The organism is Mycobacterium sp. 852002-51961_SCH5331710, from assembly GCF_001665535.1.
Taxonomy (GTDB): Bacteria; Actinomycetota; Actinomycetes; order Mycobacteriales; family Mycobacteriaceae; genus Mycobacterium.
On sequence record NZ_LZSQ01000012.1, the window covers coordinates 1 to 19790 of the forward strand.

Annotated in this window: 19 protein-coding genes and 3 pseudogenes; 5 read left to right on the top strand and 17 right to left on the bottom strand. The window is 66.9% G+C overall.

Annotated elements, in window-relative coordinates; genetic code table 11:
* The 6 genes from A5752_RS02175 to A5752_RS02200 all read right to left on the bottom strand — a co-directional run.
* Nucleotides 1-442: BatA domain-containing protein (locus A5752_RS02175; RefSeq protein ID WP_197500526.1), on the bottom strand; the 442-nt coding region annotated here is incomplete at its 3' end.
* 21 nt (nucleotides 443-463) lie between these two features.
* Entirely contained in the window at nucleotides 464-1411 is a 948-nt protein-coding gene (locus tag A5752_RS02180; RefSeq protein WP_067081418.1) for a DUF58 domain-containing protein, read from the bottom strand.
* Nucleotides 1408-2556 carry a chaperone MoxR1 gene (gene moxR1 / locus A5752_RS02185; RefSeq protein ID WP_067081462.1) on the bottom strand — a complete coding sequence of 383 codons (1149 nt, stop codon included), beginning with the start codon at nucleotides 2554-2556 and terminating at the stop codon, nucleotides 1408-1410. The genes A5752_RS02180 and moxR1 overlap by 4 nt, the downstream gene beginning before the upstream one ends.
* Nucleotides 2557-2691: 135 nt before the next feature.
* A complete protein-coding gene (gene ripB / locus A5752_RS02190) occupies nucleotides 2692-3399 on the bottom strand; it encodes an NlpC/P60 family peptidoglycan endopeptidase RipB (RefSeq protein ID WP_067081421.1) in 708 nt (235 codons plus the stop codon).
* Nucleotides 3400-3446: 47 nt separating this feature from the next.
* The gene (gene ripA, locus A5752_RS02195; protein ID WP_067081423.1) at nucleotides 3447-4868 is read right to left on the bottom strand and encodes an NlpC/P60 family peptidoglycan endopeptidase RipA; all 1422 of its coding nucleotides are present in this window, start codon (nucleotides 4866-4868) and stop codon (nucleotides 3447-3449) included.
* Nucleotides 4869-5113: 245 nt separating this feature from the next.
* Nucleotides 5114-5677 (bottom strand): Rv1476 family membrane protein, encoded by a 564-nt coding sequence (locus A5752_RS02200; protein WP_067081426.1) that lies wholly within the window; start codon nucleotides 5675-5677, stop codon nucleotides 5114-5116.
* Nucleotides 5678-5837: 160 nt separating this feature from the next.
* Here A5752_RS02200 and A5752_RS02205 point away from each other — a divergent pair, with 160 nt between their 5' ends.
* Together A5752_RS02205 and A5752_RS02210 are read left to right on the top strand one after the other, a co-directional pair.
* The gene (locus A5752_RS02205; RefSeq protein WP_067081429.1) at nucleotides 5838-8675 is read left to right on the top strand and encodes an aconitate hydratase; all 2838 of its coding nucleotides are present in this window, start codon (nucleotides 5838-5840) and stop codon (nucleotides 8673-8675) included.
* Between the two features lie 18 nt (nucleotides 8676-8693).
* Entirely contained in the window at nucleotides 8694-9287 is a 594-nt protein-coding gene (locus tag A5752_RS02210; protein ID WP_067081432.1) for a TetR/AcrR family transcriptional regulator, read from the top strand.
* Here A5752_RS02210 and A5752_RS02215 read toward each other — a convergent pair.
* The 6 genes from A5752_RS02215 to A5752_RS02240 form a co-directional block, all read right to left on the bottom strand.
* The gene (locus A5752_RS02215; RefSeq protein ID WP_067081469.1) at nucleotides 9284-9475 is read right to left on the bottom strand and encodes a helix-turn-helix domain-containing protein; all 192 of its coding nucleotides are present in this window, start codon (nucleotides 9473-9475) and stop codon (nucleotides 9284-9286) included. The genes A5752_RS02210 and A5752_RS02215 overlap by 4 nt on opposite strands.
* A 104-nt stretch (nucleotides 9476-9579) precedes the next feature.
* Entirely contained in the window at nucleotides 9580-11217 is a 1638-nt protein-coding gene (locus A5752_RS02220) for an ABC-F family ATP-binding cassette domain-containing protein (RefSeq protein ID WP_067081434.1), read from the bottom strand.
* Nucleotides 11218-11229: 12 nt separating this feature from the next.
* Nucleotides 11230-12078, bottom strand: a complete 849-nt coding sequence (locus A5752_RS02225; RefSeq protein WP_067081437.1) for an enoyl-CoA hydratase — start codon at nucleotides 12076-12078, stop codon at nucleotides 11230-11232.
* 25 nt (nucleotides 12079-12103) lie between these two features.
* On the bottom strand, nucleotides 12104-12469 hold the full coding sequence (trxA, locus tag A5752_RS02230; protein ID WP_067081439.1) for a thioredoxin: 366 nt from the start codon (nucleotides 12467-12469) through the stop codon (nucleotides 12104-12106).
* A 105-nt stretch (nucleotides 12470-12574) separates the two neighbouring features.
* Nucleotides 12575-13105, bottom strand: coding sequence for a hypothetical protein (locus A5752_RS02235; protein ID WP_067081441.1), 531 nt, complete (start codon nucleotides 13103-13105; stop codon nucleotides 12575-12577).
* Between the two features lie 41 nt (nucleotides 13106-13146).
* Entirely contained in the window at nucleotides 13147-14481 is a 1335-nt protein-coding gene (locus A5752_RS02240) for an MFS transporter (RefSeq protein ID WP_067081445.1), read from the bottom strand.
* A gap of 226 nt (nucleotides 14482-14707) precedes the next feature.
* Between A5752_RS02240 and A5752_RS26930 the strand changes: the two are divergent.
* Nucleotides 14708-15664: pseudogene (locus tag A5752_RS26930) on the top strand (DUF222 domain-containing protein); the annotation flags it as partial.
* A 24-nt stretch (nucleotides 15665-15688) separates the two neighbouring features.
* Entirely contained in the window at nucleotides 15689-15976 is a 288-nt protein-coding gene (locus tag A5752_RS27850) for an HNH endonuclease signature motif containing protein (RefSeq protein ID WP_231983305.1), read from the top strand.
* A gap of 10 nt (nucleotides 15977-15986) precedes the next feature.
* Here the strand turns inward: A5752_RS27850 and A5752_RS02250 are convergent, their stop codons facing one another.
* The 5 genes and pseudogenes from A5752_RS02250 to sufD all read right to left on the bottom strand — a co-directional run.
* Complete coding sequence (locus A5752_RS02250; RefSeq protein ID WP_064406096.1) at nucleotides 15987-16334, bottom strand: metal-sulfur cluster assembly factor; 348 nt, start codon at nucleotides 16332-16334, stop codon at nucleotides 15987-15989.
* Nucleotides 16331-16789, bottom strand: coding sequence for a Fe-S cluster assembly sulfur transfer protein SufU (gene sufU, locus A5752_RS02255; RefSeq protein WP_067081450.1), 459 nt, complete (start codon nucleotides 16787-16789; stop codon nucleotides 16331-16333). The genes A5752_RS02250 and sufU overlap by 4 nt, the downstream gene beginning before the upstream one ends.
* A gap of 1 nt (nucleotide 16790) precedes the next feature.
* Nucleotides 16791-18044 carry a cysteine desulfurase gene (locus A5752_RS02260; RefSeq protein WP_067081455.1) on the bottom strand — a complete coding sequence of 418 codons (1254 nt, stop codon included), beginning with the start codon at nucleotides 18042-18044 and terminating at the stop codon, nucleotides 16791-16793.
* Nucleotides 18045-18047: 3 nt separating this feature from the next.
* Nucleotides 18048-18818 carry a Fe-S cluster assembly ATPase SufC gene (sufC, locus tag A5752_RS02265; RefSeq protein WP_067081460.1) on the bottom strand — a complete coding sequence of 257 codons (771 nt, stop codon included), beginning with the start codon at nucleotides 18816-18818 and terminating at the stop codon, nucleotides 18048-18050.
* A pseudogene (sufD, locus tag A5752_RS02270) lies at nucleotides 18815-19546 on the bottom strand (Fe-S cluster assembly protein SufD); the annotation flags it as partial. The gene sufC and the pseudogene sufD, both read right to left, overlap by 4 nt.
* Here sufD and A5752_RS26940 point away from each other — a divergent pair.
* A pseudogene (locus tag A5752_RS26940) lies at nucleotides 19433-19790 on the top strand (hypothetical protein); the annotation flags it as partial. The pseudogenes sufD and A5752_RS26940 sit on opposite strands and share 114 nt — an antisense overlap.

Here is a 19790-nt window from a genome sequence, read left to right on the forward strand (position 1 = left end):
CTGCAGTCTCGTGGGCTCGGAGATGTGTATAAGAGACAGGTGTGAGCTCGTCAGCGAACTGCTTGGACGCCTCCTGCGCGGCCGCCATGCGGTTGGGTGCGACGTCGGTGGCCCGCATCGACTGCGAGACGTCCATCACGAGCATCACCACCGCGCGGTTGCGCGGAATGCGGACATCGTGAGTGGGGCCCGTCATCGCCACCGTCAGGAACACCAGCCCGATCACGAGCAGGATCGCGGGCACGTGCCGCCAGCGCGAAGGCCGTTTCGGCGCAACGCTTTCCAGCAGCTCCATGTTGGCGAACCGCAGCATCCGCCGATGCCGCGCCACCTGCACGACGAGGTAGAGCCCGACGATTGCGAGCACCACGATGAGGAACAGGAAGAACCAGGCGTTTTCGAATCCCGACAGCGTCATGGGTCCGAGCAACGGCAATGTCATGTGCGCCTAATCATTTCGATGTCAGGCGTGGCCCGCCAGCGCGCCACGCCTGCGGTTGGCCACGAACCGGACGACGTCGGCGATCCAGTCGCGGTCGGTGCGCAGCGTCAACAGCGGTGCATCGCATCGCCGCAACGTCCTGGCTACCTCCGCGCGGTGCGCCGCGGCCGCCCGCTCGAAGTCGTCGCGCAACTGCTCGTCGATGGTGAACTCACGGGTCGCGCCGGTCTCGGCGTCCTGCAGCACCACGTCGCCGACGGCAGGCAGTTCGACGTCGCGCGGGTCGAGCACCTCGATGCCGAGCACCTCGTGGCGACCCGCGATCGCCCGCAACGGGCGCATCCAGTTGATGGGCCCGAGGAAGTCGCTGATGATGACCGCCATCCCGCGGCGCCGTTCGGGCCTGCGCAGCGCGTCGATCGCGGCGGCGAGGTCGCCGCGGACGCCGGCCGGGGCCTTCGGCATCGTCGCGATCGCGCGCAGCATCTCCTGTTCGTGCATGCGGCCCGACAGCGCAGGCACCCGTCGCACGGTGTCGCCGTTGGCGATGATCGCGCCGATGCGGTTACCGCCTCCGCTGTTGAGGAACGTGATCGCCGCAGCCGCGGCCACGGCCAGATCGCGCTTCTCGCATCCGGTGGTGCCGAAGTCGAGGCTGGCCGACATGTCGACGACAAGCCACGTTTCGAGCTCCCGGTCGGCGATCATCTGCCGCACATGGGGATGCGTGGTGCGCGCCGTGACCGACCAGTCCATCCTGCGCACGTCGTCACCGGGCTGATAGAGCCGCGACTCCCCCGGTTCCGAACCCGGGCCGGGCAGCAGGCCGAGGTGGTCGCCGTGCAGCACACCGTCGAGCTTGCGCCGCACGGTCAACTCGAGCTTGCGCAGTGCGGCGCTCAGGGCGGGGTCACGGATCTCGCCGCGCTTCAGCGACGGCAGATCAACGGAGCGTCGGGAGCTGGTCACCGATTGCTGGCCGCTCCAGCGGCGGCGGGCACGACGGGCGGCACCGAATGACCTTGCTGCGGAATGGCGTTCACCTGCGGCAGGGCCACGGTCTGCAGGATGCGGTTGATCACCGTCTCCGCCGAGATCTCGTCGGCCAACGCGTCGTAGGTCAGCACCAACCGATGCCGCAGCACGTCGGGGATGACCTCGACGACGTCCTGCGGGATCACGTAGTCGCGACCGCGCACCAGCGCGAGCGCACGCGACGCCGCGATGATGCCGAGCGATGCGCGCGGCGATGCGCCGTAGGCGATCCACGCCTTGGCGTCGGGCATCCCGAACTTCTCGGGCTGACGCGTCGCGGTGACCACCCGCACGACGTAGTCGACCAGCGCGTGGTGGACGAAGTTGTTGGCCGCCACGTCCTGCAGACGCAGCAGGTCGCCGGGCGCCAGGATCTGCTTGGGCTCCGGCGGCTTGACGCCCATCCGGTATATGATCTCGCGCTCTTCCTCGGGCGACGGGTAGTCGATGTTCAGCTTGAACAGGAAGCGGTCGCGCTGGGCCTCGGGCAGGGCGTACACGCCCTCCTGCTCGATCGGGTTCTGCGTGGCCATCACCAGGAACGGCTGGGGCAGCGGGAACGTCTTGCCGCCGATGGAGATCTTGCGCTCGGCCATGACCTCCAGAAGGGCCGACTGCACCTTGGCCGGGGCGCGGTTGATCTCGTCGGCGAGCAGGAAGTTGACCACCACGGGCCCGAGTTCGATGTCGAACTCCTCCTTGCCCACCCGGTAGATGCGAGTACCGATGATGTCGGTCGGCACCAGGTCCGGTGTGAACTGGATGCGGGCGAAGGTACCGCCGACCACCTTGGCGAAGGTCTCCACGGCCAGCGTCTTGGCCACGCCCGGCACGCCCTCCAGCAGCACGTGGCCCTTGGCGAGCAGGCCGACCAGCATGCGCTCGACCAGTTGGTCCTGGCCGACGATGATCCGCTTCACCTCGAAGACGGCCCGTTCGAGCGTGTGGACCTCCTGCTGCAGACCGCCGTTCTGGGAAGCGGGGCCCGAGGGCGCGGCGTGCGAGCCCTGGTATCCCTGTGCCGGTGCCTGGCCGGGGTAGCCTCCAGGCCCCTGCGACGGCCCACTCGGTGAGGTCATCAACGTTCCTTCCACAAAACTCGCTGGTCAGTGCCGCGCCGCCCGGTCGGGGCGGCACGCTCGCCGTCAACTATTCCAGGCACGGCAGAATCCGTCGACGCCGCCCGAAACGTTCAGCTTCGGCTCAGGCTCCGCTCAGGATTCGATGATGCGCGCCACATACGGCTGCAGACCGGACTGACGCACCGGGCTGACCGTCACCTTGCCCGCGCTGCCCGAGGCCTCCAGCATCTTGCCGCCGCCCAGGTAGAGCGCGACGTGCTGGCTGCCGCCGGGCCCCCAGAACAACAGGTCGCCGCGCTTGGCCTGCGACGTCGGCACCTTGCGTCCGGTGTTGTACTGGTCGCCGGAGTACTTGGGGATCAGCACGCCGACGCCGGCGAACGAGAACTGGGTGAAGCCCGAGCAGTCGAAGCCGACGGTGTTGGCGCCCGAGTCGATGCCCGTGCTCGGTCCGCTCGGCTTACCGCCGCCCCACGAATACGGGACGCCCATCTGGGAGGCGCCGCGGCGGATCACGTACTCGATCGCCTGCGGTCCGCGGACGCGCCCGGGCGCGACGCCGGCCGTCGACGCCTCCGGTGGCGCGAGGCCCAGCGTCGCCAAGAACTTGCGGCCCAGCCCCATCGTGACCTCGGTGGCCTGCGCGGTCGCCGCGAGCGAGGCGTTGGCGATCGCCAACGGGTCGCCGGGGGCCCCGGCGCTGATCAACTTCGGCAGCGTCGGATCCCACTGGCCGTCCTCGGGCGCCGACGTGGCCGGCGTCGCCAGCCCGACGGTCAGCGCCACCGTGGCCACCAGCAGCGCACAACCACTCAAGAACCGAATCAGCTTGAAACGCAAAGTCTTCCTAACGTGTTTTCCTTACAGATCTGCAAGCGCTTCATCTCTCACCATTCGATGAGGCGGGTCGCGTACGGCGTCATGCCGCTGGTGCGCACCGGCGAGATCTTCACCACCGAACCCGTGTAGGGCGCCTCGAGCATCTGCCCGTCACCGAGATAGAGCGCGACGTGCTGGCTGGCGTTGGGCCCCCAGAACAACATGTCGCCGCGGCGCATCTGGGACGACGGGACCTTGCGGCCCGCGTTGTACTGCGAGCCCGAATAGTGGTCGAGCTTGATACCGACACCGGCGAACGCGTAGAGCATCAGCCCGGAGCAGTCGAAACCGACCGTGTTGGCGCCGGAGTCGATGCCACGGCTCGGTCCTGCCGCGTTGCCGCCACCCCACGAGTAGGGCACGCCCATCTGGGACATGGCGCGCTTGATGACGTATTCGGTGGCCTGCCGTCCGTAGACCCGCGGGATCGCGCCGTTGGTGAAGGCCGGCGCGGCGGCCGGCTCGGGGAGCAACCCGACCGACTGCAGGAACTTGCGGCCGAGGTCCTGGGTCACTTGCGCCGAGGTCGACGCGATGCCGAGGACCGTGTTGATGATCGCGATCGGATCACCGCTGACGAACGCGCTGGGGATCGCCGGCAGCGTCGGATCCCAGGGCCCTGCCCAGTTACCGGTGCCGGGGTCGACACCTTCCGGCGCGCGGTCCCAGTCCGGGCTCCCCGGCGTCGCGGCGGCCGCCGGTTGTGCCGCGGCGGGCGCCTGCGCGGGCGCGGACGCCTTGCGCACCTCGGCGAGCTTGGCCTGGGCCGCCTTTCGCTCGGCGGTGAGCTTGTCGAGTTCGGCCTGCTGGGCGCGGAACGTGTCCTGCGCGTTGGTGAGCGCGGCTACCGCGGACTGCTGGCTGGCTTCGGCGTCGGCGACGGCCTTGTCCGCGTTCTGCTTCGCCAATCGGGCGGCGGACTCGCGGTTGACCTGCTCGGTGCGGGCCCGCTGCAGATCGGCGATCACCTGCTGTGAGCTGATGGCCAACGTCTGGCCCGCCGCGGCGGTCTTGATGACCTCGGCGGGGTCGCCTGCGGTCAGGTACGAGTCGGACGGGCCGTTGATGTACGTCGCGGCCGCGAACGAGTCGAATCGCTTCTGCGCCTGCTCGATCGCGATGTTGGAGTCCTCGACGCGCTGTCGGCTCGCGTCCACCTCACGCTGTGCTGCCGCGGCGTTGTCCCGTGCGGTCTGCACGTCCAGGATCGCCTTGTTGACGCTCTCCTGCTGCTGCTGAATCTGCGCGCCCAGATCCTGCAGCCTCTGATCGGCGTCGGCGACGGCAGCGACCAGCGCCGCGATGCCGTCGGGGCTGTTCGGTTGCGCGACGGCCAGGCCGGGGGTCGCGGACAGCATGGCCGCCGCGAGAAGGGCCGCGCAGAACCGTCCACACGGCCGCGTAGCGGATGCGCCAGGTGTGCGTCTCATCCGACTCAGTTCTCCTATTGCTTCAGGCGAACGTGCGGACACATTCGTCGGGGTGACTGTGCTCATTTGTCACAACATGCACATCTACAACACAGTTACCGATTGCACCGTACGTCACATCTGACGCCAAAGAAACTTAAGTTGCGAATTACAACTTTGTAATTGAATGAAGTGTTATCGAGCCGTGACTTCGCTATTGCGAAGTGGCCACGCCTTCAGGCCAAAACCGTTGCCGCAGTGCGGTTTCAGACCTTCTCGCCGGAATCGGCACGCCGCGCGCGGACCTGCAAAAGTCGCGTACCGATAACGGCGGCGACCACTCCCAAGACGACGAGAATCGTGAATGCAGTCCATGGAAAGTGCGTCGTCGTCAACTCGCTGACGAAATTCTTCGAACCCTGTACCGGACCGCGCCCCTCGGCGATGTCCTGGCCCGCCTCCAGGGTCATGCGGTCGAACGTCGTACTGAAGGTTCCCGAATCGTTCGGGCTGAGCACCAGCACCGTGGAACCCGGGAAGGCGTCCCCCACCTCGGTCGCGATATCGCGCAGCGGGGTGTCGATCGGGGGGTTCTGGTCGACGACGACGATCTTGAGGTCGATCCCCTTCTGCTGGGCCTCGGCCACCACATCGGTGAGTCCCTCGTTCTCCGGCGTCGGCGATGCGCTCACGCCGTCATCACGGACATCCTCGATGACGAGGTTCATGCACGTGTCCACCGGCGTGGTCGCGGGGTCCATACCGACCGGTCCGCACACGTCGGGCGGGATGTAGGCCGGCAGAGACGGAATCACATGCGCTCCGATCACAGGAGAACCGTACGTGATGGGTACCCGGGAGGGTGACAGCACGCGCGACGCGGCACGAGACTGGGAAGCGACCCTGATCGTTTTGCAGGACAAGCGTACTGTTAGAGTTGGACTGCGGCCGACACAGCCCGTCGGCTGCGCGAACTAGCCGGGAGTTGATGTGAGCAAAGATAATACGGAAAATTCTTCCCTCAATTCATTTGACGCCCGCGGCACCCTGAAAGTCGGCGACAAGAGTTACGAGATCTATCGCCTCGACGCCGTGCCGGGCACCGACAAGCTGCCGTACAGCCTCAAGGTCCTCGCCGAGAACCTCCTGCGCACCGAGGACGGCGCGAACATCACCAAGGACCACATCGAAGCCATCGCCAACTGGGATCCGGACGCCGAGCCGAGCGTCGAGATCCAGTTCACCCCCGCCCGCGTGATCATGCAGGACTTCACGGGTGTCCCCTGCATCGTCGACCTGGCCACCATGCGTGAGGCCATCGCCGACCTCGGTGGCGACCCCGACAAGGTCAATCCACTGGCCCCAGCCGATCTGGTCATCGACCACTCCGTGATCGCCGACCTGTTCGGCCGCGAGGACGCGTTCGAGCGCAACGTCGAGATCGAGTACGAGCGCAACGGCGAGCGCTACCAGTTCCTGCGCTGGGGTCAGGGCGCCTTCAACGACTTCAAGGTGGTGCCGCCGGGCACCGGGATCGTGCACCAGGTCAACATCGAGTACCTGGCCCGCGTGGTGTGGGAACGTGACGGCGTCGCCTACCCCGACACCGCCGTCGGCACGGACAGCCACACCACCATGCAGAACGGCCTCGGCGTGCTCGGCTGGGGCGTGGGCGGTATCGAGGCCGAGGCCGCGATGCTGGGCCAGCCGGTGTCGATGCTGATTCCGCGCGTCGTCGGGTTCAAGCTGACCGGCGAGCGCCAGCCGGGTGTGACCGCCACCGACGTGGTGCTCACCGTCACCGAGATGCTGCGCAAGCACGGCGTGGTCGGCAAGTTCGTCGAGTTCTACGGCGAGGGTGTGGCCGAGGTCCCGCTGGCCAACCGCGCGACACTGGGCAACATGAGCCCGGAATTCGGTTCCACCGCCGCGATTTTCCCGATCGACGACGTGACGATCGACTACATGCGGATGACCGGGCGCAGCGACGAGCAGCTCGCTCTCGTCGAGGCCTACGCCAAGGAACAGGGCATGTGGCACGACCCGAAGCGCGAGCCCAAGTACTCCGAGTACATCGAGCTCAACCTCTCCGATGTGGTGCCCTCGATCGCCGGGCCGAAGCGGCCGCAGGACCGGATCGCGCTCAACGAGGCCAAGGAGGCGTTCCGGCGCGACATCCACAACTATGTCGACGAGCACCAGCCGACGCAGTACACCAAGCTCGACGACGCGGTCGACGACACGTTCCCGGCGAGCGATCCGGTCCGCAACGTCGAATACGCCGACAACGGCACGCTGCACGACCATGAGTCCTCGACGTCGGCCGCGGTGGGCGCCAAGGGCCGCCCGAGCAAGCCGGTCACGATCAAGTCCGACGAACTGGGCGAGTTCGAACTCGACCACGGGGCCGTCGTCATCGCGGCGATCACGTCCTGCACCAATACGTCCAACCCCGAGGTGATGTTGGGGGCGGCGCTGCTGGCCAAGAACGCCGTCGAGAAGGGCCTGGCGAGCAAGCCCTGGGTGAAGACCACCATGGCGCCGGGGTCGCAAGTCGTCACCGACTACTACGACAAGGCCGGGCTGTGGCCGTACCTGGAGAAGCTCGGCTTCTATCTGGTGGGTTACGGATGCACCACGTGCATCGGCAACTCCGGCCCGCTGCCCGAGGAGATCTCCAAGGCCGTCAACGACGCCGACCTGTCGGTCACCGCGGTGCTCTCGGGCAACCGGAACTTCGAGGGCCGCATCAACCCCGATGTGAAGATGAACTACCTCGCGTCCCCGCCGTTGGTGATCGCCTACGCGCTGGCCGGCACGATGGACTTCGACTTCGAGAAGGACTGCCTCGGCAAGGACAAGGACGGCAACGAGGTCTACCTGAAGGACATCTGGCCGTCGCAGAAGGACATCGACGCCACGATCGCCGAGGCGATCAACACCGAGATGTTCACCAAGAACTACGCCGACGTCTTCAAGGGCGACGAGCGCTGGCGCAACCTGCCGACGCCGAGCGGCAACACCTTCGAGTGGGCCGACGACTCGACCTATGTGCGCAAGCCGCCGTACTTCGACGGCATGCCCGCCGACCCGGAGCCGGTGACCGACATCAAGGGCGCCAAAGTGCTAGCGCTGCTGGGTGATTCGGTGACCACCGACCACATCTCGCCCGCGGGCAGCATCAAGCCGGGCACCCCAGCGGCGCAATACCTGGATTCGAACGGCGTGGATAAGAAGGATTACAACTCCTACGGCTCGCGCCGCGGCAACCACGAAGTGATGATCCGCGGTACCTTCGCCAACATCCGGCTGCGCAACCAGCTCCTCGACGACGTCTCGGGTGGGTACACCCGCGACTTCACCAACGGCGGCGAGCAGGCGTTCATCTACGATGCTGCGCAAAACTATGCGGCGCAGGACATTCCGCTGGTCGTGCTCGGCGGTAAGGAGTACGGTTCGGGTTCGTCGCGCGACTGGGCGGCCAAGGGCACGCGGCTGCTGGGCGTGCGCGCGGTGATCACCGAGTCGTTCGAGCGCATCCACCGGTCGAACCTGATCGGCATGGGCGTGATCCCGCTGCAGTTCCCCGAGGGTGAGACGGCGGAGTCGCTGGGCCTCGACGGCACGGAGACGTTCGACATCACCGGCATCGAGGAGCTCAACGAGGGCAAGACGCCGAAGACGGTGCACGTCACCGCTGCGAAGGATGACGGCTCCAACATCGAGTTCGACGCGGTCGTGCGCATCGACACGCCCGGCGAGGCGGACTACTACCGCAACGGCGGCATCCTGCAGTACGTGCTGCGCAACATGCTCAAAACGCAGTAGCCGGAAGGGACAACCGCGTTGCCCCGGGTCACCGACGACCACCTGGCGGCGCGTCGTCGGCAGATCCTCGACGGCGCCCGCCGGTGTTTCGCGGAATACGGCTACGACAAGGCGACCGTGCGGCGGCTCGAGCAGACGATCGGGCTGTCGCGCGGCGCCATCTTCCATCACTTCCGCGATAAGGACACGCTGTTCTTCGAACTGGCCCGTGAGGACGCCGAGCGCATGGCCGACGTCGCCGCGCGTGAGGGACTGGTCCAGGTCATGCGTGACATGCTTGCCGCGCCAGAGCAGTTCGACTGGCTGGCCACGAGGTTGGAGATCGCGCGAAAGCTCCGCAACGACCCCGATTTTCACCGGGGTTGGGCGGAGCGGTCCGCCGAGTTGTCCGCAGCCACCACACAGCGACTACGGATGCAGAAGCAGGCTGGCCGGCTGCGCGACGACGTCCCCAGCGCCGTCCTGCAGACCTATCTCGACCTCGTCCTCGATGGTCTCGTAGCGCGGTTGGCGTCGGGTGATGACCCCGAAAAGCTCAGTGCCGTACTGGACCTGGTCGAGGCGTCGCTGCGGCAGGGGCGCGATTGGGAGGCCGCGCCGCAGCCGGACTAGCGGCGCCGGCTGCGGTGGTTCGGCCCGCCGCGGCTGCGCATCGTCGTACCCGACTCACGCAGCATGCTGTGAATCGAGCCGTACGAGCGGCCCGTGGACGCGACCAACGTGCGAATGCTTGCGCCACCCTCGTAAGCACTCCGCAACTCGTTGATCAACTGGTCTCTCGACTTGTCCAGCTTTTTCATCAGCACCTCCCCGCTTGGATGACCGGACGGATACCCAGCGTAGGAAGCGGTTACACACGACGCTTGAAATTGGTGAAACGGTTCGCGATCTGGATCGGGCTGGATCAGGCCAACTCGATGAGGTCGCGGTAATCCTCGGACCAGAAGTCTTCGGTGCCGTCGGGAAGCAGGACGACGCGTTGCGGTTCGAGCGCCTCGGCCGCACCGGGATCGTGGGTCACCAGCACGACCGCACCGACGTAACTGCGCAGCGCGTCGAGCACCTGTTCACGCGAGGCGGGGTCGAGGTTGTTCGTCGGTTCGTCGAGCAGCAACACATTGGCAGTGGAGGCGACCAGACCCGCCAGCGCCAGTCGGGTCTTCTCGCCACCCGACAGCGTGCCGGCGGGCTGATCCAACTGGGGACCGCTGAACATGAAGGCGCCCAACAGCCCGCGCAGTTCCTGCTCGCCGGTGTCGGGGGCGGCGTGCCGGATGTTCTCCCACACCGTCGCGTTGTTGTCGAGCGTGTCGTGCTCCTGCGCGAAGTAACCCAGCTTGAGGCCGTGACCAGGCTCGAGTTGTCCGGCGTCCGGCGTCTCGACGCCGGCCAGCAGGCGCAACAGCGTGGTCTTCCCGGCGCCGTTGAGTCCGAGCACGACAACGCGCGATCCCCGGTCGATGGCCAGATCGACGCCGGTGAACACCTCCAGGGACCCGTAGTTCTTGGTCAGCCCCTTGGCGACCAGCGGGGTGCGCCCGCACGGTGCGGGTGTCGGGAACTTGATGCGGGCCACCTTGTCGGCGACGCGTTCCTCGTCGAGCGCGGCCATCATGCGGTCGGCGCGCCGCAGCATGTTCTGTGCGGCAACGGCTTTCGTGGCCTTGGCGCCCATCTTGGCGGCCTGGGCGCGCAGGGCGGACGCCTTGCGCTCGGCGTTGGCGCGTTCGCGGCGGCGACGGGCTTCGTCGGTGGCGCGGGCGTCGAGGTACTTCTGCCAGCCCATGTTGTAGACGTCGACCTCGCTGCGCACCGCGTCGAGGAACCACACCCGGTTCACCACGTCGGCGAGCAGGTCGACGTTGTGGCTGATGACCACCAGACCGCCGGAGTGGTTCTGCAGGAAGTCCCGCAACCAGCCGATCGAGTCGGCGTCGAGGTGGTTGGTCGGTTCGTCGAGCAGCAGCGTCGTCCCGGAATTAGCTCCGGCACCTGCTCCTTCGCTAGCCGCGAACAGGATCCGGGCCAGCTCCACGCGCCGGCGTTGACCACCGGAGAGCGTGCGCAACGACTGGGTCAGCACCCGCTCGGGCAGGCCGAGGCTCGCGCAGATGCGGCCCGCCTCGCTCTCGGCGGCGTAACCGCCCAGCGCGGCGAAGCGCTCCTCGAGCTGGCCGTACTTGCGGACGGCCTTGTCGCGGGCGGTGTCGTCGGCGACCTCGGCCATCAGCAGCTGCTGCTTCTCGAGATCGGCCAGCAGGGTGTCCAGGCCGCGGGCCGAAAGGACCCGGTCCCGTGCGAGCACATCCAGGTCACCTTCCCTGGGATCCTGTGGCAGATAACCGATTTCGCCGTTGCGAACGATGTTGCCCGCATACGGCTCACCCTCGCCGGCGAGGATGCGCATCGTGGTGGTCTTGCCTGCGCCGTTGCGGCCGACCAGGCCGATCCGGTCGCCGGGTTGCACCCGAAGCGCGGTTCCGTCGGTGGACAGCAACGTGCGCGCGCCGGCGCGGACCTCGAGGTCCGTTGCGGTGATCACGCGTGGCCGTCCTTACTTGTCGTCGGTGAAGGCCGGGGGCCGCTTCTCGGCGCGCGCTGCCACCGCTTCTTCGAAGTTGGCGGTGAGCAAACGGACGAACAGTTGCCCGAGGCCCTCGGCTTGCATGTGCCCTTCCAGGCTACCGGCGTCCAGTCCACTCCAAAGTGTGCGCTTGGTCAACTCGATTCCCGGGCGGGAGAACCCCGCGATCCGCTCGCCCATCTCATAGCAAACGTCGAGCAGTGCGTCGCCGGGCACCGCACGCGAGACCAGGCCGATGCGTTCGGCCTCGGCGGCGTCGACGTCGCGGCCAGTCAGCATCAGTTCGAAGGCCCGCGACGTGCCGATGGCGCGTGGCAGCAGATAGGACAGCCCCAGCTCGCTGGCGGTCAGGCCGTTGTTGATGCCGGCCGCGCGGAAGTAGGCCTCCTCGGACGCGACGCGGATGTCGCAGGCCAGCGCCAGGCACAGGCCCCCGCCGATCGCCGCGCCGTTGACCGCGGCGATCACCGGCTGATGCATCTTGCGCAGCGCGAGGATGACGTCGTCGAGGACCTCCATGGACCGCAGCGCGAAGGTGGGTCTGGTCAACCCGTCGATGTGCGGCACGGAGCCCGCCGACTTGTGGTCGGCGCCCGAGGAGAATCCGCGGCCGGCGCCGGTGAGCACCACCGCGCGCACCGAGTTGTCGTAGGTCAGCTCGTCGAGCGCCTTCTTGAGCGGGACCATGACGTCGAACGCCATCGAGTTCATCCGCTCGGGCCGGTTGAGGGTCACCACGGCAATGCCGGGGCGCGGCCGGTCGACCAGGACGAAGTCGCTGTGCGCGGGGTCGGGCTGGCTTTCTGCGTGCTCACTCACGCATGCACGCTATCGCGTGCGGGGCTTACTCCGGCTGGCCGTTGTTCTGGGCGGCGATCGCGGCGTCGATGTCGAACTCCTTGACGCGCTGCACCAGCTCTTCGAGGGCCGCGGGCGGCAACGCGCCGGCCTGGTTGAACACCAGCTTGCCCTTCTTGAAGGCCATCAACGTCGGGATGGACCGGATGTCGGCGGCCGCGGCGAGCGCCTGCTCGGCCTCGGTGTCGACCTTGGCGTACACGACGTCGGGATGCTGTTCGGACGATGCCGCGAACGTCGGTGCGAATGCCTTACAAGGGCCACACCACGACGCCCAGAAGTCCACCAGCACGATCTCGTTGTCGTTGATGGTGTCGTTGAATTGTTCGGCGGTGATGTCTTGGGTAGCCACGTAAGTTCCTAACGCTGACGGTCAGCTGTGTGTTCCCAGCCTACGGACGAATACCCAGTTCGGTGCGGCCACGCTCGAAGAAATCGGCGTCGACCGGCAACGGCGTCATACCGCATCGAGGGTACGAGCGTGGGCCACGAGCCGGGACTGCCGCCTCGGCCACCAGAACATCTCCACCAGCAGCGCGACCAGGTAGATGACCGAGGCGACCGCGCTACCCCAGGAGCCGTAGACGGCGTCCCAGGCCGCCACGCACAGTGCGACGACCAGGACGACGACGAGCACCCACCGCAGCGGACGCGCCTCCTCCGCCGCGACGCACAAACCGCGGGCGTAGTCGATCCGGGGTTCCGCCAACCGTGACTCGTCGAGACTCGTACCGCCGCGGACCGAGCGAACCACGGCGACCCGTTCGTCGCCCGAGAGCGCTTTCGCTCCCGGCCAGTACCGGTCCATGCGGCGCGCCATCCAGATGCCGTAGAAAGTGCCGACGACGACCGTGACGATCACACCGCTGAGAAGGAAGCCGGAGTCCAGCCATGCCAGCGCACCGAGGCAGAGCCCGACACAGCCCCCGACCGTCAGCGCGCGACGGGCGAACCCGCCCCGCCAGACGACCGCAGGCACCGTGACCACGAAGTCATTCTGGCCCGCGTATCAGCGCTCGGAGCGCGCATTCAGATTTCCGTCAACGCCTTCGGCCGCAACAACAGCGTCGCCACCACGCTGATCAACGCGGTGGCCACGAGGTAGGTGCACGCCAGCCACGGCGACTGGTTCGTCGCCGCGATCAACGCGGTCAGGATGAGAGGGGTCAGCCCGGAGGAATACACCCCCGACAACTGGTACACCGTCGACAGCCCGGTGTAGCGGATCCGCGCCGGATACAACGACGCGTAGAGCGTTCCCTGGGCTCCGTAGAACCACGCGTGAATCACGCCCAACACCACCAGCATTCCGACTGCGTAGGCCGTCATGCTGCCGGTGTTGAACAACGTGAACACCGGGAACACCGCGACCGCGTAGGCCACGATTCCGCTCGCGTACACCGTTTTCGCGCCGAACCGGTCAGTCAGCAATCCGGAGACCGGAAGCAGTACTGCCATCAACAGTGCGGCGACGGTTACGGCGATCAGCACCGGTACCCGCTCGAGTTTGAGCGTGCCGGTCGCATACGAGATCGCGAACACGCCCCACGTGTTGAACGCCGCGCCCTCGCCCCACCGCGACAACAGACCCAGCACCGTGTTGCGCAGCGCGGGCCGACGGAAGACGTCGCGCAGCGGTACCGCCGAGCGGTCGTCCTCGTCGCGGACCTTCTCGAAGGCCGGAGTCTCGGTCGCCTTCCACCGCACGATGAAGCCGAACACCACCAGCACGATGCTGATCAGGAACGCGATCCGCCAGCCGTACGACTCGAAAGCGTCGTCGGGCAGGGCGATTTGAAGCAGCGCGAACACACCGGTGCCCAGCGCGAGGCCCAGCGCCAGGCCGACCTGAGGCACGCTGCCCGCGATCCCACGTCTGCGCGGAGGGCTGTGTTCGACGGCGAGCAGAATCGCACCCGCCCACTCGCCGCCGAGCGCAAAACCCTGGATGACGCGCAACAGCACCAACAAAATGGGCGCGAGCACGCCGATCTGCGCGGCGGTGGGCAACACCCCCATCAGGGCGGTCGCTCCGCCCATCAGGACCATGGTGAGCGCCAGTGTCTTCTTCCTGCCGATCCGGTCGCCGACGTGACCGAACACGAACCCGCCAATCGGCCGGACGACGAACCCGACCGCGAACGTCGCGAACGACAGCAGCGTCCCGACCAGAGAGCTCTGATCGGGAAAGAACGCCTGATTGAAGACCAGGCTGGCCGCGGTCGCGTAGAGGAAGAAGTCGTACCACTCGATCGTGGTCCCGACGAGGCTGGCGACGAGCGCGGTGCGGACCCTCGACGCGTCCGCCGTAGGATCGGTTACCGGGCTTGCCTGTTCGGTCGAGACATCGGTCGCTGAAGACACGAAGTTCGACAATTCCCGATCCGGTCACGGCGGCACAGGTTTGTGCACGCCGTGATTCAAAGGGCGATTCAGTTGTCAGACCCCTCTGCCAGAATCAACACAGGTTCGGATCGAAGGGAGGTCGGCGATGGCGATCGATCTCGACGAGGCCGCGGCCCGGGCCCAGCGCCTGGAGTCGGCCATCGCGGACATCGCCGAGCTGCCCTGGGACGAACTGCCCGTCCAGATGCTCGACTCGCTGCTGAGGATTCTCGAGTCCTGCCAACGGCAATTGCCAACGGTTGGTTTCGACATCATCAACCGGCTCAGGGCCGCCCGTGTCCCCGCCGGCGGCGATAGGTTACGAGATCACCTGGCCAACCAGCTGCACATCTCGGCGACGGATGCCGGTGCTCGAATCGCCATGGCCACTGCCCTTTCCGACCAGACGCCGACGCTGCCCGCGACGTCCCAGGCCGCGCGGCACGGGCTCATCGGGGCCGAACATCTGCGCATCATCCGCGACACCGTCGACAAGCTCCCCGACAGCGCCACTCGACAGGATCGCGAGCACTTCGACCTGGAGCTGGCCGCCATCGCGGTCGCCGAACGGCCAGAGGTGCTGCGCCGCGAGGCGGCGAACTTGTTGGTCGGCTTCGACATCGAACACTCCGACCCGGCGACGCGCGAACGCAGCCGAGCCGCCCGCCGCGGCTTCACGCTCGGCCCTCAAGACGCCGACGGTATGAGTCGCGGACGTTTCTGCGTCGATGCCGAGGCGCGCAGCTACCTCGAAATACTGCTCGCCGCGAAAGCCCGCCCGGGCATGTGCAATTCCGCCGATCCGCTACCTTCCGTCGACGGCGATCCGGATCCCGTCGCGGCGGCCACCGACACCCGGACCACCGCGCAACGCAATCACGACGCGGTGAAGGCGTCGTGACGCGCGCTGTTGGCGTCGGGTGAGCTCGGCAAGCATCGGGGGTTGCCGGTGACGGCGATCGTCACCATGACGTTGCAACAGTTGGAGTCGGCGGCCGGTGTGGCGGTGACGGGCGGCGGTTCCACCGTGCCCGTGGAGGTTGCGCTGCGGATGGCCGCGCACGCGCACCACTATCTGTACATCTACGACGAAAAGTCTGGACGGCCCATTTTTCTCGGACGTTCACAACGGCTGGCGTCCGCGGACCAACGAATCGTATTGCACGCCGTCGACGGCGGATGCACGATGCCGGGTTGCGATCAACCCGGTTATCACTCGCAGGTGCACCACCTCATCGAGTGGGCGCCCGACGGCACGACGGATATCGACCGGTTGACGTTCCTGTGTGAACAGAGCCACGGCCTCGCTGGGCGAAGCGAACAGGAATGGCAGGGTCGCAGACGCTACGACGAAGAATCCCTAGGCCAAACGCTGTGGTACCCACCGAAATCGGTGGATCCGAGCCGGCAACCGCGGGCAAACCGGCACCACCGGCGCCCCACTCCGCCACGGGCCGAACCCGATGCCGCGTGAGCGGCTGTGACTAGACGGTGAAACCGAGCGCGCGAAGCTGCTCGCGGCCGTCCTCGGTGATCTTGTCCGGGCCCCACGGCGGGTTCCACACCCAATTGATCTTCAGCTCGTTGACCAAGCCCGCGCCGACCAGAGCGGTGCGCGACTGGTCCTCGATCACGTCGGTGAGCGGACAGGCGGCAGAGGTCAGCGTCATGTCGATCAATGCGACGTTGCCCTGCTCCCCCTGCTCGACGTTGATCCCGTACACCAGGCCAAGATCGACGACGTTGATACCGAGCTCGGGGTCGACGACGTCGCGCATCGCCTCCTCGAGATCGAACAACAGCTCCTCGTTGGGCACTGCGGTGTCACTCATCCTGCCTCCTGAAATCTCTCCGATGCCTGTGACAGCGCATCTTTGAAAGCCATCCATCCCAGCAGCGCGCACTTGACCCGCGCCGGGTACTTCGCAACGCCGGCGAACGCGATGCCGTCGCCGATCACGTCCTCATCTCCCTCGACGGTCCCGCGCGAGGAGATCATCTCGCTGAACGCGGCGACGGTCTTCAATGCGTCGCCGACGCTCTGCCCGATCACCTGGTCGGTCAGCACCGAAGTCGAGGCCTGGCTGATCGAACAGCCTTGGCCGTCATAGGAGATGTCGACCACCTGCTCACCGTCATCGGACAGCGCCACCCGCAGCGTCACCTCATCGCCACACGTCGGGTTGACGTGATGGACCTGCGCGCCGAACGGTTCACGCAACCCGCGGTTGTGCGGGTGCTTGTAGTGATCGAGGATCACTTCCTGGTAGATCTGCTCCAGCCGCACGTCAGTCCCTGCCGAAGAATTCCACGGCCCGGCGCACACCGGCCACCAGGCGATCGACCTCGTCGAGCGTGTTGTACACCGCGAACGACGCACGCGCAGTGGCGGCGATACCGAATCGACGGTGCAGCGGATACGCGCAGTGATGCCCGACGCGCACCGCCACGCCGTCGTCGTCGAGCACCTGCCCGACGTCGTGTGCGTGAACACCGTCGACGACGAAGCTGACCGGCGAGGCCCGGTTCTCCAGCGACGTCGGCCCAATGACGCGCACACCGTCGATCGCGGTCAGCCCCTCGAGCGCCGCGGCCACCAGCTCCGTCTCGTGCGCTTCGACGGCATCCATGCCGATCTCACGCAAATAGCGTGCGGCCGCGGCCAATCCGACCACCTGCGACGTCATCGGCGTTCCGGCTTCGAAGCGTTGCGGCGCCGGCGCGTACGTCGTCTCCTCCATCGTGACGGTCTCGATCATCGACCCGCCGGTTAGGAAGGGCGGCATCGCGTTCAGCAGAGCGTCGCGGCCGTACAGCACGCCGATCCCGGTGGGTCCCAACATCTTGTGGCCGGAGAACGCCGCGTAGTCGACGTCGAGTGCATGCAGGTCGACGGGCTGATGCGGCACCGACTGGCACGCGTCGAGCACGGTCAGTGCGCCCACCGCTTTTGCGCGCGAGACTAGCTCGTCGACCGGCGCCAGCGCCCCGGTCACATTCGAATGATGGCTGAAAGCAACGAGTTTCACACGCTCGTCGAGCCGCAGCGAATCCAGGTCGATGCGACCGTCGTCGGTGACGCCGTACCACTTCAGCGTCGCACCGGTCCGGCGCGCCAACTCCTGCCACGGAATCAGGTTCGCGTGGTGTTCGAGTTCCGTCGTGACGATGACATCGCCCGGCCCGACGGCCTGCCCGAACCGGGAATCGCCTACGACGTAGGACACCAGGTTGATCGCCTCGGTGGCGTTCTTGGTGAACACCAGCTCGTCGGGGTCGGCACCGACGAACGCCGCGATGTCGGCGCGGCCGTCCTCGTAGGCGTCGGTCGCTTCCTCCATCAACTGGTGCGCGCCGCGGTGCACCGCGCCGTTGGAGGACACCAGGAACTCGCGCTCGGCGTCGAGCACCTGCGCCGGCCGCTGCGAGGTCGCCCCGGAATCCAGATACGCCAACGTGTTTCCGCCGCGCATCTGCTTCTTGAGGATCGGGAAGTCCGCGCGGATGGCGGCCAGATCCAGCGGGCGAACGGAGGCGGTCATGGGTTACGCCTCCGCGGCCGCCGTCTGCGTGAACCGGACGTAGCCGTTCTCCTCGAGCTCGTCGGCGAGCTCCGGGCCACCGGAGGTGACGATGCGGCCGTCGACGAACACGTGCACGAACTGCGGCTGGATGTAACGCAGGATGCGAGTGTAGTGGGTGATCAACAGCACGCCGCCGTTCTCGCTCTCGGCGTACCGGTTGACACCCTCGCTGACCACCCGCAGCGCGTCGACGTCCAGACCGGAGTCGGTCTCGTCGAGAATCGCGATCTTCGGCTTGAGCAGGGCCAGCTGCAGGATCTCGTGGCGCTTCTTCTCACCGCCCGAGAAGCCTTCATTGACACTGCGTTCGGAGAAGGACGCGTCGATGTCGAGGTCGGTCATCGCGGACTTGACCTCTTTGACCCAGTGCCGCAGCTTCGGCGCCTCACCACGCACGGCTGTCGCGGCGGTGCGCAGGAAGTTCGACATCGAGACGCCGGGCACCTCGACCGGGTACTGCATCGCGAGGAACAGGCCCGCGCGGGCGCGCTCGTCGATGCTCATCTCCAGCACATCCTGCCCGTCGAGCGTGATCGAACCGGACGTCACCGTGTACTTGGGGTGACCGGCGATCGCGTAGGACAGCGTCGACTTGCCGGAACCGTTCGGCCCCATCACCGCGTGGGTCTCCCCCGACTTCACGGTCAGGTCGACACCCTTGAGGATCGGGATCTCGGTCTGCTCGGGAGTCTGCACCGAGACGTGCAGGCCTTTGATTTCCAGTGTGGTCATGATTGGGCTGTTCTCGATTCCGTGATCGCTAGTTCTCGTTCAATTGCTTCGGTCAGGCGCTCGCGCACCGCGGGCACGGCGATCTTGGCGATGATCTCGTTGAAGAATCCGCGCACCACCAGGCGTCGCGCCTGATCCTCGGGGATTCCGCGGGCCCGCAGATAGAACAACTGCTCGTCGTCGAAACGTCCGGTGGCACTTGCGTGCCCGGCGCCGACGATCTCGCCCGTCTCGATTTCGAGGTTGGGCACCGAGTCGGCGCGCGCGCCGTCGGTGAGCAGCAGGTTGCGGTTCACCTCGAACGTGTCGGTGCCGGTGGCCTCCGCACGGATCAGCACGTCGCCGACCCACACCGTGTGCGCATCCGGCCGGTTGGACTCCGGATCACCCTGCAGCGCACCCTTGTACAGCACGTCGGACTTGCAGTTCGGGTGGGCGTGGTCGACCAGCAACCGCGACTCGAAGTGCTGACCGTCGTCGGCGAAGTAGGTGCCGAGCAGTTTGGCGTCGCCGCCGGGCGCGGTGAAGCGCACCGTCGCCGCCGTCCGGACCACGTCCCCGCCGAGCGTCACGTTGACGTGCCCCAGCACCGCGTCCTTGCCCAGACGCGCGTGATGCGCGCTGACGTGCACCATGTCGTCGGCCCAGTCGGCGATCCAGATCACGCCGAGACCGGCCGAGTCGCCGACGATGATCTCGACGTTGTCGGCGTAGGTCCCGCTGCCGCGCAGGCGTATTCGTCGTTCGACAGCGCGACGATCGTCACGGTCGCCCGCGACACAGAGATCGCCGAACCGATCGAGATCGACATCACCGGCCCGGGCGAGGACGCGGTGGCCTACGGGCATCTGCAGATCCGCGTCGAGGAACTCTCGCGCGCGATCGTCGTCGTGGACCTGCGCGGCAGCGGGACCTACGCCGACAACGTCGAGATCATCGTCGGCGACTCGGCCGGTCTCGGCGTGATCTGGA

Excerpts from the sequence above, each read along its gene's own strand:
- sufC (WP_067081460.1), bottom strand. The coding sequence starts at position 18,818 with ATGACCACACTGGAAATCAAAGGCCTGCACGTCTCGGTGCAGACTCCC.
- ripA (WP_067081423.1), bottom strand. The coding sequence starts at position 4,868 with ATGAGACGCACACCTGGCGCATCCGCTACGCGGCCGTGTGGACGGTTC.
- A5752_RS02260 (WP_067081455.1), bottom strand. The coding sequence starts at position 18,044 with ATGACCGCCTCCGTTCGCCCGCTGGATCTGGCCGCCATCCGCGCGGAC.
- A5752_RS27850 (WP_231983305.1), top strand. The coding sequence starts at position 15,689 with ATGCCGGGTTGCGATCAACCCGGTTATCACTCGCAGGTGCACCACCTC.
- A5752_RS02215 (WP_067081469.1), bottom strand. The coding sequence starts at position 9,475 with ATGAAAAAGCTGGACAAGTCGAGAGACCAGTTGATCAACGAGTTGCGG.
- A5752_RS02250 (WP_064406096.1), bottom strand. The coding sequence starts at position 16,334 with ATGAGTGACACCGCAGTGCCCAACGAGGAGCTGTTGTTCGATCTCGAG.
- moxR1 (WP_067081462.1), bottom strand. The coding sequence starts at position 2,556 with ATGACCTCACCGAGTGGGCCGTCGCAGGGGCCTGGAGGCTACCCCGGC.